At 69.2% G+C, this 14,214-nt stretch carries 11 protein-coding genes; 8 read left to right on the forward strand and 3 right to left on the reverse strand.

Going from position 1 to position 14,214, the window contains the following annotated elements; translation table 11 throughout:
- Positions 1-3: 3 nt before the first annotated feature.
- The gene (locus tag NA8_RS31725) at positions 4-969 is read right to left on the reverse strand and encodes an NAD(P)H-dependent flavin oxidoreductase (RefSeq protein WP_063053979.1); all 966 of its coding nucleotides are present in this window, start codon (positions 967-969) and stop codon (positions 4-6) included.
- Positions 966-2,636 carry a class I adenylate-forming enzyme family protein gene (locus NA8_RS31730; protein WP_218019540.1) on the reverse strand — a complete coding sequence of 557 codons (1,671 nt, stop codon included), beginning with the start codon at positions 2,634-2,636 and terminating at the stop codon, positions 966-968. Before NA8_RS31730 ends, NA8_RS31725 begins: the two co-directional genes overlap by 4 nt.
- 21 nt (positions 2,637-2,657) lie before the next feature.
- On the opposite strand from NA8_RS31730, the gene NA8_RS31735 reads away from it, so the two are divergent.
- The 7 genes from NA8_RS31735 to NA8_RS31765 all read left to right on the forward strand — a co-directional run bounded on the left by NA8_RS31735 (position 2,658) and on the right by NA8_RS31765 (position 11,630).
- Positions 2,658-3,851 carry a thiolase family protein gene (locus NA8_RS31735; RefSeq protein WP_063053981.1) on the forward strand — a complete coding sequence of 398 codons (1,194 nt, stop codon included), beginning with the start codon at positions 2,658-2,660 and terminating at the stop codon, positions 3,849-3,851.
- A 53-nt stretch (positions 3,852-3,904) separates the two neighbouring features.
- The gene (locus NA8_RS31740; protein WP_063053986.1) at positions 3,905-4,846 is read left to right on the forward strand and encodes a winged helix-turn-helix transcriptional regulator; all 942 of its coding nucleotides are present in this window, start codon (positions 3,905-3,907) and stop codon (positions 4,844-4,846) included.
- Between the two features lie 167 nt (positions 4,847-5,013).
- Positions 5,014-6,675, forward strand: a complete 1,662-nt coding sequence (locus tag NA8_RS31745; RefSeq protein ID WP_063053982.1) for an aldehyde dehydrogenase family protein — start codon at positions 5,014-5,016, stop codon at positions 6,673-6,675.
- Positions 6,672-7,874, forward strand: coding sequence for a thiolase family protein (locus tag NA8_RS31750; RefSeq protein ID WP_245664084.1), 1,203 nt, complete (start codon positions 6,672-6,674; stop codon positions 7,872-7,874). The genes NA8_RS31745 and NA8_RS31750 overlap by 4 nt, the downstream gene beginning before the upstream one ends.
- Before the next feature lie 35 nt (positions 7,875-7,909).
- On the forward strand, positions 7,910-9,649 hold the full coding sequence (locus NA8_RS31755) for a class I adenylate-forming enzyme family protein (RefSeq protein WP_063053983.1): 1,740 nt from the start codon (positions 7,910-7,912) through the stop codon (positions 9,647-9,649).
- A gap of 1 nt (position 9,650) precedes the next feature.
- Entirely contained in the window at positions 9,651-10,139 is a 489-nt protein-coding gene (locus NA8_RS31760; protein ID WP_084467236.1) for a PaaI family thioesterase, read from the forward strand.
- A gap of 12 nt (positions 10,140-10,151) precedes the next feature.
- The gene (locus NA8_RS31765; RefSeq protein ID WP_063053984.1) at positions 10,152-11,630 is read left to right on the forward strand and encodes a carotenoid oxygenase family protein; all 1,479 of its coding nucleotides are present in this window, start codon (positions 10,152-10,154) and stop codon (positions 11,628-11,630) included.
- A 106-nt stretch (positions 11,631-11,736) separates the two neighbouring features.
- Here NA8_RS31765 and NA8_RS31770 read toward each other — a convergent pair whose 3' ends face one another.
- A complete protein-coding gene (locus NA8_RS31770) occupies positions 11,737-12,984 on the reverse strand; it encodes an acetyl-CoA acetyltransferase (protein ID WP_063053985.1) in 1,248 nt (415 codons plus the stop codon).
- Between the two features lie 253 nt (positions 12,985-13,237).
- Here NA8_RS31770 and NA8_RS31775 point away from each other — a divergent pair, with 253 nt between their 5' ends.
- Positions 13,238-14,200: a winged helix-turn-helix transcriptional regulator gene (locus tag NA8_RS31775; RefSeq protein ID WP_084467237.1), complete on the forward strand. Its 963-nt coding sequence runs from the start codon at positions 13,238-13,240 to the stop codon at positions 14,198-14,200.
- Positions 14,201-14,214 lie beyond the last annotated feature (14 nt).

Here is a 14,214-nt window from a genome sequence, read left to right on the forward strand (position 1 = left end):
ACCTCAACGCGAGGCGGTCGTGATCATCCGGCTCGACCGCCGCAGCGCCGCGACGTACTCCTCTTCGACCCGCTCGACGATGGTGCGCACCGGTTCGATCGCATGGATGGGCTGCAGCCCCTGACCGGCCGCCCAGACATCCTTCCATCGCTTCATCGACTCCGCGCCTGCGGTGTAGTTCTTCTCGCCGGTCGGCGGAGTCAGGTTGTCGGGGTCCAGGCCGCAGGCGACGAGGCTGGGCTTGAGCCAGGAGGCGGGGGTGCCGGTGATGGCGGAGCTGATCACGAGGTCGTCGGGCCCGTGGTCTACGACCATCTGCTTGTACCCTTCGGCGGCCATGCTCTCTGCCGCGGCCAGGAACCGGGTACCCATGTAGACCAGGTCGGCGCCGGCGGTGATCGCGCCCGCGACACCGTGACCGTCGCTGATGCCGCCACCGATGATGATCATCCCGTCGAAGAACTCGCGCACGGCGGAGGTGAACGCGAAGGGCGACAGGTGACCGGTGTGGCCGCCCGCGCCCGCCGACACGCAGGCCATGCCGTCGACGCGCGCGGCGGCGGCCTTGTGCGCGAGGCGAAGGTTGACCACGTCGGCGATCACTGTGCCGCCGTATCCCTTGACGATGTCCATCACGGGTTTCGGGGATCCGAGGGCGGTGATGACGATTTGCGGCTGGTATTCGGCGATGAGGCGCAGGTCGTCCGCGAGGCGGGCATTACTGCTGTGCGTGATCACGTTCGCCGCCCACGGGGCGACCCGACCCTCGGTGGCCGCTGCTGCGCGGAGCGCATCGGTGATCGATCCCATCCAGGTGTCGAGGTCGGCCGCGGTGCGGCAGTTCTGCGTCGGGAACGATCCGACGACGCCCGCGGTGCAGGCGGCGGTGACGAGCTCCGGGCCGGACACCAGGAACATCGGCGCCGCGACGACCGGCAGGCGCAGGGTGGACAGGAACGAGTCGGTCATTGAGAGTCCTCTATCGGGGAGCTGTAAGTGCTTGTGTGAGTTGATGATGCGGCGCGGACGAGGGCGTCGAGCAGCGTTGCCGCCGCTGCCCGATCGACCTTTCCCAGCGCGGTCAACGGCAGACGGTCGACGCGGTGCGCGGCCTTGGGACGTTTGTAGTCGGGCAGCCGCGTCCGACTCTCCGCCAACACGACGTCGCCTTCGACGCGCGTGCCGGCCGCCGAGGTGTACGCGGCGACGATGCGTTGCCCCCACACCTCGTCGGGCAACCCGACCACAACGACGTCGTCGACCCCCGGGATCGCGGCGATCGCCTCTTCCACCTCGCGGGGATAGACGTTGTACCCACCGGTGATGATCATGTCCTTGCTGCGGCCGGTCAGGTGGATGTAGCCGTCCGGGTCCCGGTAGCCGAGGTCACCCGAGTACAGGCGTCCGTCGACGTGGCTCTTGCCCAGATCCGTTCGCGTGCCCGCCTTGTGATAGCCGGGGCTGACCGCGGGGCCCGCGACGACGATCTCGCCGATCTCTCCGTCGGGGACCGGGTCGCCGTGGCCACCGATCACGATGGCCGCCGCCGGGCAGGCGCGCCCCACCGACCCGAGCAGATCAGCGTTGTCGATCACGCCACGGCGATGGTCCGCCGCGGTCAGCACCGTCAGGGGCGGGATCGCCTCGACCATTCCGTAGTACTGAACGAGCTCGGGCGTGATGCGGTGATACGCCTGCCGGATGTGCTCGACCGGCATCGGGGCGCCCGCGTACGCGAGCATGCGCAGGCGCCGCATCACCGACAGCCGGTCGTCGTCGAAGTCGAGCAGCCGGGCGATGACCGTTGGCACCAGGGCGGTATGGGTCGCGGCGTGCGCCTCGACGGCATCGATGAGACCCGCCGGGCCGACGTGATCGAGAAGCACCTGGCGACCGCCCGCCTCGAGGAACGGCAACACGAACAGCCCGCTGGTGTGAATGACGGGGCCCGCGTGCAGGAACACCGCGGGATCGGCTCCGTCGAGGGTGTCGGCGAGCACCTGGTCGCGCATCGCGGCGAGCGATGCCAGCCGGTTCGCGTGAGTCCGCTCGGCTCCTTTCGGGACGCCGGTGGTCCCGGACGAATAGTGCAGCGCGCACAGCGAATCCGGCTCGGGCGTCGGCATCTCGACGTGGTCGGCGACACCGGTCGCCAGCTCTTCGAGCGAAGACCCGGCCGACGAGATCGGGTCGACCGTGATCACGGTCGACGTCGTCCGCGCGGCGAACTCGGCCGCTCCGTCGATCCGAGGGTCGACGATCAGGGCGTCCGGCACACAGTCCCGGACGACGCGTTCCCAATCCACCGGGCCCACACGCGGGTTCAGCGACACCCGGACGAAGCCGCCGATCGCCAGCGCGAGATCGACTTCGACGGCCGCGACAGAGTTGCCGAGCAGGACGACGACCCGGCTGCCCATCGCGACGCCGAGGCCGTGCAGGCCCCCGGCCAGCGCGTGTGCCCGGTCCGACAGTTCGGTGAACGTTCGAGTCCCGCGGCTGTCCTCGATCGCGGTCGCGGGCCCGTAGCGATCGGCCGCGGTACGCACCACGTCGGCTATGGACATGAGACTCCTTCCATTAGCTACAGTTATTGAAGTACACAACGACGGGTGAATTTCCGCAAGGCCGCGCACCGACCACCCAGGAGGAGTCCCATGACCGAACGCCATTCCCTCGCCGACCGACGCGCACCGTGGGTGATCGATGCGGTCCGGACGCCGTTCGGCGCGGTTCGCGGCGCGCTCTCCCACGTCCGGGCCGACGATCTGGCCGCGCTGCCGATCGCCGACCTGGTCCGCAGACATCCCACCCTCGATCCCGGCCGGATCGACGACGTCGTCTGGGGAAACGCCAACGGCGCGGGCGAGGACAACCGCAATGTGGCGCGGATGGCGGTGCTGCTCGCGGGACTCCCGCACACGATCCCGGGTGTGTCGGTCAACCGGCTGTGCGGCTCCGGCGCCGAGGCGGTGCTGTCCGCGGTCAGGCGGGTCGCGGTCGGTGACGCCGAGATCGCGATCGCGGGCGGCTCGGAGAGCATGAGTCGCGCGCCGTACGTGCTCCCGCCGGTGGACTCCGCGTTTCCACGGAAGATGGAACTGATCCCTACCACCGTCGGGTGGCGCATGCCGAATCCCCGTTTCCCCGCGACCTGGGTCGAGACGCTCGGCAGGTCGGCGGAGTTGGTGGCGGAGCAGCGGGGCGTCGGCCGCGCCGAACAGGACGAATGGGCGCTGCGGTCCCATGAGCTGGCGGGCCGAGCATGGACGGATGGCGTGCACGACGGCTTCGTCACGCCACACCCGGACCTCGACCGCGACGAATCGATCCGCGTGACCGACGCGGCGACCCTGGCCGCCCTGCGTCCTGCCTTCTCACGCGACGGCAGCGTGACAGCGGGGAATTCGTCGCCGATCAGCGACGGCGCGGTCGCGGCGCTGATCGGCACCGGAGCCGTCGCCGACGAACTCGGTGTCGAACCACTCGGCCGGGTGCTGAGCTCGGCGGTGGTCGGCGCCGAGCCGGACCAGTTCGCGCTGGCGCCGGTGGCCGCCATCGCGAAAGCGCTGGACCGCGCCGGGCTCGGGCTCGCCGATGTTCGAGTGCTCGAGCTCAACGAAGCGTTCGCCGCCATGGTCCTTTCCTGCCTGCGTGAACTCCCCGGCATCGCGGTCGATCGGGTCAACCCCTTCGGGGGCGCCATCGCCCTCGGTCATCCGCTCGGCGCGTCGGCTGCCCGAATGGTGGTCGATTGCCTGCGCCATCTGCGTCGGCTCGGCGGCGGCATCGGGGTGGCGGCGGCATGCATCGGCGTGGGACAGGGCATCGCTATTGTGTTGGATGCCTGAGCAAACGATGCGCGGGATGCGATCGTCGCGGGCAGGACCGGGAGGTGGATGAGATGACCGAATCCGGGACCACCGCACCGCAGAGCCCGGTCGCCCAGACTATCGACCTGCTCGGCGACCGGCTGACCCTGGCCATCCTGCGCGAGGCCTTCGTCGATCACGCGCGCCGCTTCAGCCAGTGGATCGACCGCACCGGGGCCCCGCCCGCCATGCTGACCGCACGCCTGAACGCGCTGGTCGAGGCGGGCCTGATGGAGCGCAGGCCGCAGCACAACGGCGGCGACCGCCATGACTACCTCCTGACCGAGCTCGGCATGGCGACGTGGGAGATCCTGGCCAGCGTCTGGGCCTGGCAGCGTGAGTGGTCCCCCGAAGGGCTACTGCAACCCGAGCTGGTGCACATCGACTGCGGCCATCGGGGACCACCGGCGCTGATGTGCGGGCACTGCGGCGGCGCCGTCGGCATCCGGGATGCCCAGCTCGAACTGGACCGTGAATCTCTGGTCCTGGTGGCACGAAGCGGGCGACGGCGATCGACCCGCAATGCCCCGTCGGTGAGCCGCGCCGACCTGCAGTTCACCGAGGTCATGGAGGCGATCGGCGACCGCTGGAGCGCCATGGTCACCGGCTTGGCGCTGTCGGGGGTGCGTCGCTTCGGAGAATTCCAGTCCATCCTGAGCATCTCGCCGACGACACTCACCGAGCGGCTGGGACGGCTGTCCGAGATGCAGATCCTCGCCCGGAGCGAGCGGGGTAACGGACGTGAATACGTCCTGACGCCGCGCGGCCGGGGACTGTTCCCGATCTTCGCTTTCCTGCTGTCGTGGACGCAGCTCGCCCATCCCGATGCGCTCCCGTTCGGCCCGAAACTCCGCCACCCCGACTGCGGCTCCTGGCTGCTCCCCGCGCTGCGCTGCCGCGGCTGCGAGGTCATGATGGAACGCACCTCCGTGCGCTTCGAACCTTTCCCGTTCGGCGCTCAGCTCCCGCGCTAGCCGGAGCGCCTTCCCACTCCGGCAATCCGTCGACCGTTGACAATTCTTACTGTGCGCTGGTTCACTTCAATAACAGTAGTTGCATCGGACAGAGCGGACACCTGTCTCGTCATTCCCGATCGCTGACTGATCTCGCCACACATCTGTTGACACAGGAACGAGCGCCGATGTTCTTCGAAACCCACCTCGAACTGCTGCAGGCAGCGGCGGAGGCCAACCGCACCCGCGTCGCCTGGACCGGGTACGCGCCCATCGCCCCGCCCGACGTCGCGCAGGCCGATGCCGTCCTCGCCACGTTCGACGGCGCCACCCTGATGCTCTCGTCGCCCACCGACTCGGTGATCACCGCCGAGGAGGTCTCGCCGTACACCGGGAAGGCGCTCAACGTCAGCTACCACGCACCGTCGGCCGACCAGGCGCTCGCCGGCGCGGCGGCCGCCGCCCGTGCTCTCCGCGATGCCGACATCGAGCGTCGGGTCGGCGTGTGCCTGGAGGCGCTGCACCGGATCCACCAGCGCGGCCAGGAGTTCGCGTCGGTCACCGCGCACACCACCGGGCAGAGCCTCAACATGGCCTGCAGCGGAAGCGGGACCAACGCCCTCGACCGCGGCCTGGAAGCGGTGGCGATGGCCTGGTCGGCCATGACCCGGGTACCCGGACAGGTAACCTGGCAGCAGCGATTCGGCAAGTCGAACGTGACCCTGCGCAAGCGATTCCGCGCCCGCCCCCTCGGCACCGCGCTCGTCATCGCCTGCGCCTCGTTCCCCGCCTGGAACGCCTACCCGGCGATTCTCGCCAACCTCGCGACGGGAAACCCGGTTCTCGTCAAGCCGCACCCCCGCTCGGTCCTCGCGACCGCGCTCGCGGTCGGCGTGATCCGCGAGGTGCTGACCGAAGCGCAGCTGCCCGCCGACGCCGTCCAGCTGGTTGTCGACACCGTCGAGGCTCCCGTCGCTGGACAGCTCGCCACCAGTCCCGAGGTGCGGATCGTCGATTTCACCGGCAGTCCCACGTTCGGGTCGTGGCTGGAACGGAACGTCCCGAACACCCTGGTGTTCACCGAGACCGCGGGCGTCAACACCGTCGTCCTCGATTCCGTTTCCGACCTGTCCGCGGCGATGCGCACGCTCGCCGGCGGTCTCTCGCTCTTCAGCGGCCAGATGTGCACCACGCCGCAGAACATCTACATCCCCGACGCGGGCGTGCGCACGGACGCGGGCATGATCGCCCGAGACGACGTCATCACCGCGCTCCTGTCCGCGATCGACGACCTCGCAGGCGCGCCTCGCCGCGCCGCGGCCGTCTGCGGCGCGCTGCAATCCGACGCGACGCTGCACTCGATCACCGCGCTCGCCGACGCGGCCGAGGCGAGCGGGACCTTGCTGCGCAGGCCGGTACCGTACGTCCACCCGGACTATCCCCAGGCCAGGGCGGTGACCCCCCTGGTCGTCCGGGTCGACCCCCGTCGGGGGGACACGCTTCCAGACGGCGAGCAGTTCGGTCCGGTCGCGTTCCTCGTCGACTGCGCCGACACCGCGTTCGCGGTGGCGCACGCGACCGCGAGCGTCCGCAGCCACGGCGCGATCAGCTCGTACCTCTACTGCACCGACGACGCCGTCATCGACGAGGTGGCCGAAGCATACGCCGATGCCGGAGCCTCCCTCTCGGCGAATCTGGTGTCCTCGATGCCCATGCAGTTCGCGGCCGCCTACAGCGATTACCACGTCACCGGGCTCAACCCAGCAGGCAACGCGACCCTCACCGACGAGTCATTCATCGCCGGGCGATTCCGCATAGTCCAGGACCGCCGCCAGGTCGAGGGGGCGTGACCGTGCCCCAGTTCTCCTCCGGCGTCTACATCTACGACGCGGTCCGCACGCCGAAGGCCCGGGTCCGGCGTCAGGGCGGCACCTTCGCCGACGTACCCGCGCACGAACTTCTCGCCCAACTGCTGTCCGCCCTGCGGGATCGCGGGCTGCCCGCCGACACGGTCGACGATGTCATCGTCGGCACCAGCACGGCGGTCGGTGACCAGGGTGGCAACGTCGCCAGGGCCGGCGTGCTCTGGGCGGGCTGGCCGGACCAGGTCGGCGCTGGGGTGGTCTCACGACTGTGCTGCTCGGGGCTGGACGCGATCGAGTCCGCCGCGGCAAAGGTGGCCTCCGGTATCGCCGATGTCGTCGTCGCCGGTGGCGTCGAGTCGATGTCACGGGTACCGATGCTGTCCGACCGGCCTGCCTTCGTCGGCGACGAGGAGCTCGGCGACCGCACCGGCTACGTCACCATCGGGGTCTCCGCGGACCTCACCGCGGCCGAATACGGTTTGACACGAACAGATCTCGACGCCTACGCGGTCACCTCGCACCAGCGCGCCGCCGCGGCTCCGCCGTCCCGGTCGGTGATCGCGGTCCGATCGGGCGACACCACGATCCTCGACTCGGACGAGGGCCCCCGACCCGACGTCAGCCTCGAATCCCTCGGCGAACTCGCTCCCCTCTTCGGCGAGGACCCATCGTGGAGCAGAGTCGCGATGCGCCTGCCCGCCGTCGAGCGGCCGACGGGCGGGCTGCACACCGCCGCCACCGCTCCGCAGATGGCGGACGGTGCGGCGTTGGCAGTGTTCGGATCCGCCGCCGCGCGCGATCGGCTCGGCAGCGAGCCGATCGGGGAGGTGGTCGGCGTAGCCCAGGCCGCCGTGCGCTCGCCACTGCTCACGGCATCGGTCGCCGCTTCGAGGCGCGCCATCGAGAAGGCGGGGATCACCGCGGGACAGCTCGACGTGATCGAGGCGAACGAATCCTTTGCCGCGTCCGTCCTGGTGATGATCCGGGAACTGGGGCTCGATCCGAACAGGGTCAATCCACTCGGCGGATCCCTCGCCACCGGCCACCCGCTGGGCGCGGGCGGTGGAGTTCTCCTCGTCAACGCCCTGGACCAGCTCGCCCGCGTCGACGGCGAATACGGCCTCGTCACCATCCCTGCGGCGCTCGGGCTCGGCGCCGCCATCGTCGTCCGCCGACTCCGTTGACCGGCCACACCAGATCACCGCACGAAAGAGACGCCATGAACGCCATCCCGGACGGCACAGCCGCCAACCGCTCACGCCCCTGCCATCCCGATCACCGTGTCGACAGCTACCTGGAACGCCGGTGGTGGTCGCCGCTGACCGTGCTCGATCTCCTCGACGGCCATGTCCGCAGCCGCGGCGACGCCGGCGCGGTGACCGATCCGACGAACCTGCCCGAGCTGTGCGGGATCGAGCCCGAGGCGCTGACCTGGCAGGAACTCGACGCCCGCGTCGACGACCTCGCCGCCCAGCTGCACGAATCGGGTGTCGGTCCCGACGATGTCGTCGCGGTGCTGATGCCCAACTCCGTCGCCCTGACCGCGACCTACTTCGCGCTGTGGCGCCTCGGCGCGATCGCGGCCCCCATGCCCGCCTCGTACCGACGGCACGAACTGACGCGGATCGTCGAATCCGCCTCGGCCGTCGCGGTTGTCACCGTCAACAACCTCGGTGACCGGGCGCCGTCCGAGGAAGCGCTCAGCCTGATCGGCGAGCTGCCCTCGCTGCGCACCGTGTTCACCTTCGGCCTACCCGTGTCGAACGGAGGCAGGCCGCTGGACGCGGCTCCCGCCACCGAGGAATCGCTCGAGGCCGTGCGTCGTGCCTACGCGGCCCTGCCCCGATCGGTGAACGACTGCATCACCATCTGTTGGACCAGCGGAACCGAGGCCGCGCCCAAGGGCGTGCCCCGCTGCCACGGTGACTGGATCGCGGTCGGGCAGGCGGTTCAGGACGGTCTGGAGACGGATCACGCGTCCGTCATGCTCAACCCGTTCCCGATGGTCAACATGGCCGGTTTCGCGACCTCGCTGCTGCCGTGGCTGCTCGGCGGTGGCCACCTGGTGCTCCACCACCCGCTCGACATGGCCGTGTATCTCGATCAGCTCCAGCGCTATCGGGTCACTCACACGAGCATGCCGCCCGCGATCCTCACCATGCTGCTGCAGCGCGAGGACCTGCGCGCCGCGCACGACCTGTCCGCGCTCCGCCGGGTGGGCTCGGGGGGCGCTCCGCTGCCCCCGAGTGTCGTGCGCGACTGGCAGTACTCGCTCGGCGTCGAGGTGCTCAACTTCTTCGGGTCGAACGAGGGCGTGTGCCTGCTCGGCGCACCGTCCGACACGCCTGACCCGATGATCCGGGCCGAGTACCTGCCGAACTACGACGCGCCGGACAGGTCGTGGGTCACCGAGGTCGCCGAGCGCACCTCGGTGCGCCTGGTGGATCTCGCGACCGGTGAGCAGGTCACCGAGATCGGCGGGCGCGGCGAACTCCGCCTGCAGGGACCGACGATCTTCGCCGGCTACCTCGCGGGAACCGCCGCGTCGAGCCCGTTCGACGAAGACGGATACCTCTGCAGCGGGGACATCTTCGAGCTGTGCGGGGACAACGGCGAGTACCTCAGGTTCATCGACCGCAGCAAGGAGATCATCATCCGGGGCGGGATGAACATCGCCCCGGCCGAGATCGAGGGGATCCTGATCGACCATCCCGCGGTCGCCGATGTGGCGGTCGTCGGATACCACGACGACGTTCTCGGCGAGAAGTGCTGCGCGGTCGTGGTTCCCGCGACCGCGGCCGGGGTCGAGCTCGAGGATCTGGTGAACTTCCTACGGGCGAAGGAGGTGGCGTCGTTCAAGCTGCCGGAGCGGATCGTCACGGTCGATGAGCTGCCCCGGAACCCGATCGGAAAGCTGCAACGGCGCGTCATCCGCAGCGCGATCGAGAAAGTCGGCTGACATGGGATCACCGGTCGACGACCGCGCCCCGGTGGGCAGTCCACGCGCGACGCCGACCGGATCGGCCCGGCCCCTCGTCGACGAGCTGAACGCAATGCTGGACGGGCGGTTTCCCGGCCTGGTCGGCATGCGCATCCGCGAGGCCGCGGCCGCGGCGGTCACCGGCGAACTGCCCGTTCGCGAGGCGCTGCTGGCGCCGAACGGATACCTGCACGCGGCCACCGTCGTGGCATTGGCCGACACGGTGTGCGGTGTCGGCGCGCGGCTGGCGCTACCCGCCGAAGCGTCCGGATTCACCACTCTCGAACTCAAGACCAACTACCTCGGCACCGCACGGTCGGGGACGGTCACCGCCGACGCGACGCTCGTCCACGGCGGGCGGCGCACACAGGTGTGGGACGCCACCGTCCGCGACGACGCGGGAAGGGCGATCGCGCTCTTCCGCTGCACCCAGCTGGTGCTCTACCCCACAATGCCACAACAATACTGAAACGGAGCAGGCATGACTTCCACTCAGCCCCGCGCGAACGGCGACCCCATCGCCGTCGCTCGCCCGGTCGACGCCACCGACAATCCGTACACCCTAGGCGTGTTCGCGCCCGTCCACGACGAACTCACCCTCGACGATCTCACCGTCATCGGTGAGATTCCCGCTGACCTCAACGGCGTGTATCTCCGCAACGGCCCGAACCGGCAGTTCGAGGCGCCGGGTCGTTATCACATGTTCGACGGCGACGGCATGATTCACGCCGCACACTTCGAGAACGGCAAAGTGCGGTACCGCAATCGGTATGTCCGGACCAAGGCCTTCCACGAGGAGTCCGAGGCGGGCCGCGCTCTGTGGACCGGTCTCATGGAGAACCCCAAAGACAATCCGTGGGGCAACGGGCACGGTCTCGGGATCAAGGATTCCGCCAACACCGACGTCATTTATCACCGTGGCCAGGTCCTGGCGACCTGGTACCTCTGCGGAACGCCCTACAGCGTCGACCCGCTGTCGCTGGAAACCCTCGGCGCACAGGACTTTCTGGGCACCCTCGCGGGTGACATGATGGCCCACCCGAAGGTCGACGAGGCCACCGGCGAACTGATCTGGTTCGACTACGGCCCCGACCAGGACTTCCTGCGCTACGGCATCATCGGCGCCGATGGTCGTCAGACTCACCTCACCCAGATCGATCTGCCGGGTCCGCGACTGCCGCACGACATCGGGATCACCGACAACTACTCGATCCTCATGGACCTGCCACTGGTGCAGGACCACGCTGCGCGCCGGGCGGGCAAGTACCGGATCTTCTACGACCAGGAGCTGCCCGCTCGATTCGCGGTCATTCCCCGGCACGGACAGGGCAGCGAGGTGCGCTGGTTCGAGGTGAAGCCCTGCTACATCTACCACGTCGTCAATGCGTGGGAAGCGGGCGAGGAGATCATCATGGATGTGTGCCGGGTGAAGAACCCGCAGCACCAGACGACTTTCGCGTCGCCGCTGTCGAACATGCTCGCGTACATGCGACTCGATGCGCAGCTCTACCGGTACCGCTTCAACCTGCGCACCGGCGCCACCATCGAGGCCGAGCTCGACAACGCCAATATCGAGTTCCCCAGCGTGGATTCGCGGGTCATGGGCCGCTCGCACCGGTACTCGTACAGCATGAGCCTCGGCAACGAACCGACCCTGCTGTTCGACGGGCTCGTGCGCTTCGATTCGCAGACGGGCGCCAAGGAAGAGCACAAATTCGGTTCCGGGCGTTGGGGTTCGGAGGCGCCCTTCGCGCCGCGCGACGGATCGACGGGCGAGACCGACGGCTACCTGGTCTGCTTCGTCAACGACGAGGCCGAGGACCGGGGCGAGATCGACATCTTCGACGCCGAGGACGTCGCGGCGGGACCGATCGCGCGGGTGCTGTTGCCGCGCCGGGTTCCTTCCGGCTTCCATGCCACCTGGGTGCGCGCCGATCAGCTGGCCGAGGCCCGCGGGTAGTCGGACGAGCCCCTCGGTCCGCGTCGGAGGGCCCGGGGTGGTTCGAAGGTCTCCTGGGCGAGGCGGGCCGAAACCCGCTCCGCCCAGGGGCTTTCGTCGTTTGCGGCTAGGCGGGCGTCCGGGTGCCTCGGGTGACGACCGTGGACACCGCGGTCGTGAACGATCCCCCGATGTTGACGGTGAGGGCGCGCCGGGCGTTGTCGACCTGGTGATCCCCCGCCCGGCCGGTGACCTGGCGAGCCGCGTCGAGCACCATGCGAACGCCGGTGGCGCCCACCGGGTGCCCGTGCGACATCAGCCCACCGCTGGGGTTCACCGGCAGCCGCCCGCCGAGTTCGATCGAGCCGTCCATCACCGCCTCGCCGCCCTTGCCCGGATCGGCCAGTCCGATGTGCTCGATGGTGACCAGCCCGTTGATGGTGAAGCAGTCATGGATCTCGGCGACATCCAGATCCGCGACCCCCGAGATCCCCGCGCGCCGGTAGGCGTCCTCGACGGCTCCGCGCAGGTGCGGGAAGAGATAGTCCTGGTCGGCGTTCTGGGCGAGTTTGTCCGCGAGCAGCAGGGTCGCGGTGCGGTGGCCGAATCCGGCGATCGTCGCCTCCTGGTCCAGGTCGGCTCCGGTCCGCCGTGCCCACGCCCGCGCGAACTTCGGCCCGGCCAGCACCACGGCGGCGGCGCCGTCGGTGATGCGCCCGCAGTCGGTCTTGCGGAGCATCCCCTCGACGATGGGGTTCACCTCGTCGTTCTCGTCGAAGGATCCCGCCGGGAAGTCCCAGTCCCGGGTCTGCGCGAGACCATTGCGGGATCCGTTGCCGAACGCGATCTCGGCGAAACGGCCGAGATGTGCGTGGTCGAGGCCGTAGCGCCGCTCGTACTCCAGCGCGATGTCGGCGAAGAGCGCGGGCCACGGATACTTCACATCCAGCGCCTCCCGCCCCGCCCATGCCGCGGTCCCCAGATATTCGGCGGCCGTCTGTGCGGACACATTGCGCATCAGTTCGACCCCGACCACCAGCGCGACGTCATATCGACCCGACTCGATGTCCGCGCACGCGGCGAGGACCGCGGCGCTGCCCGAGGCACACGCCGCTTCGTGCCGTGTGCTCGGCAGCCCGTCGAGTCCCGGCACCGCCGCGACCACCATGCCGCCGAGCTGAGCCTGGCCCGCGAAGAGTTCGCCGGCCAGGTTGCTCACGTGGACGACGCCGAGCTCGTGGTCGTCGACTCGCGCCTCGGCCAGGGCGGCGGGCACGGTCTCGGCGAACATGTCGACCAGGCCGAGCCCCTCCTTCGACCAGTTCCTCGCGAAGTCGGTCTGGGCGCCGCCGAGTACGTACACGGGGTTAGTCATCCGTTCCTCCTTGTTGTCGCACCTCAGGCTAATCATGGCCGGTCATTACTACAAGATGCATAGTCACTGTCCGGCGCCAGATTCTGTCCGATTAATCGACCAGAAGAGTGGGTATTTATGGCTGTTCTCAGCGGCAACCCCTTCATCCGGAATGCAAGATTCGGAATCACTTTTTGATAAGAAGCCACTGGCAGCGCGCTGCGTGTCGCACCGCCGCGGTGCCAGGTCCGACCCTGTTTGCGATGATGGACGCATGCCCACAGTCCCGCCCCGAGCCGCGGCGCCACCGGCCCCTCCGGCATCGTCCGCGCTGGGGCACGCGCTGCTCATCGCGGGCGACAGATGGACTCTGCAGATCGTGCGGGCCGTCTTCGACGGCACCGAGCGTTTCGCGCAACTGCGTGACGAGTTGGGGATCTCCGACGCCGTTCTGTCGCGTCGTCTGGGTCGGCTGATCGACGACGGGATCCTCGACGTGCATCCGTATTCGACCGCGCCGCCGCGCAACGAGTACCGCCTCACCGATCTCGGCAACGACCTGTGGCTGGCCTTCGTCGCACTGTGGAATTGGGACCGCCACTGGGCGCCCTGGGCACCCGACCGGCCGACCACCCACCTTCGTCACCTCACCTGCGGGCACGTCATCACCCCGGTGTTCGGTTGCGGTGGGTGTCAGGCGATCGGGGTGACCGCCCGCGACGTACGGACCGAAGTGGACGCGCCGCTGCTCGTCGACGTCGCCGACCGCCGGTCCCGACGCACGGCGCAGGGTGACGCCCCGGGGATGGACTCCAGCAGCGTGCTCGCCGATCGATGGTCGACCTTCCTGCTGGCCGCCGCACTCGAGGGCAATCGCCGCTTCGGCGACTTCCAGGACCGGCTCGGATCGATCTCGCCGGTCACCCTGACCGACCGCCTCGCGTACTTCGTCGACAACGGAATGCTGGTCCGCACACCGATCGTCGACGGCGCGCGGCGGCAGGAGTACCGCACCACACCCAAGAGCCTCGACTTCTTTCCCGTGTTCGCCGCACTGAACGCGTGGGCGGCGCGGCGTCTGTCCGAGGACGGACGGTCCGGCCTGACCATCGTGCACAGGGCGGGCGAGCACCTGCTCGAACCCCGATACACCTGCAACGCCTGCAACGCCGTGTTGCATCGCGCCGACACCGAGTTCCGGCGGCCGACATTCTCGAGCCAGTCGGTCTCCGGGTAGGGCACGAACACCAT

The organism is Nocardia arthritidis NBRC 100137, assembly GCF_001612765.1.
In the GTDB taxonomy this organism is placed as follows: domain Bacteria; phylum Actinomycetota; class Actinomycetes; order Mycobacteriales; family Mycobacteriaceae; genus Nocardia; species Nocardia arthritidis.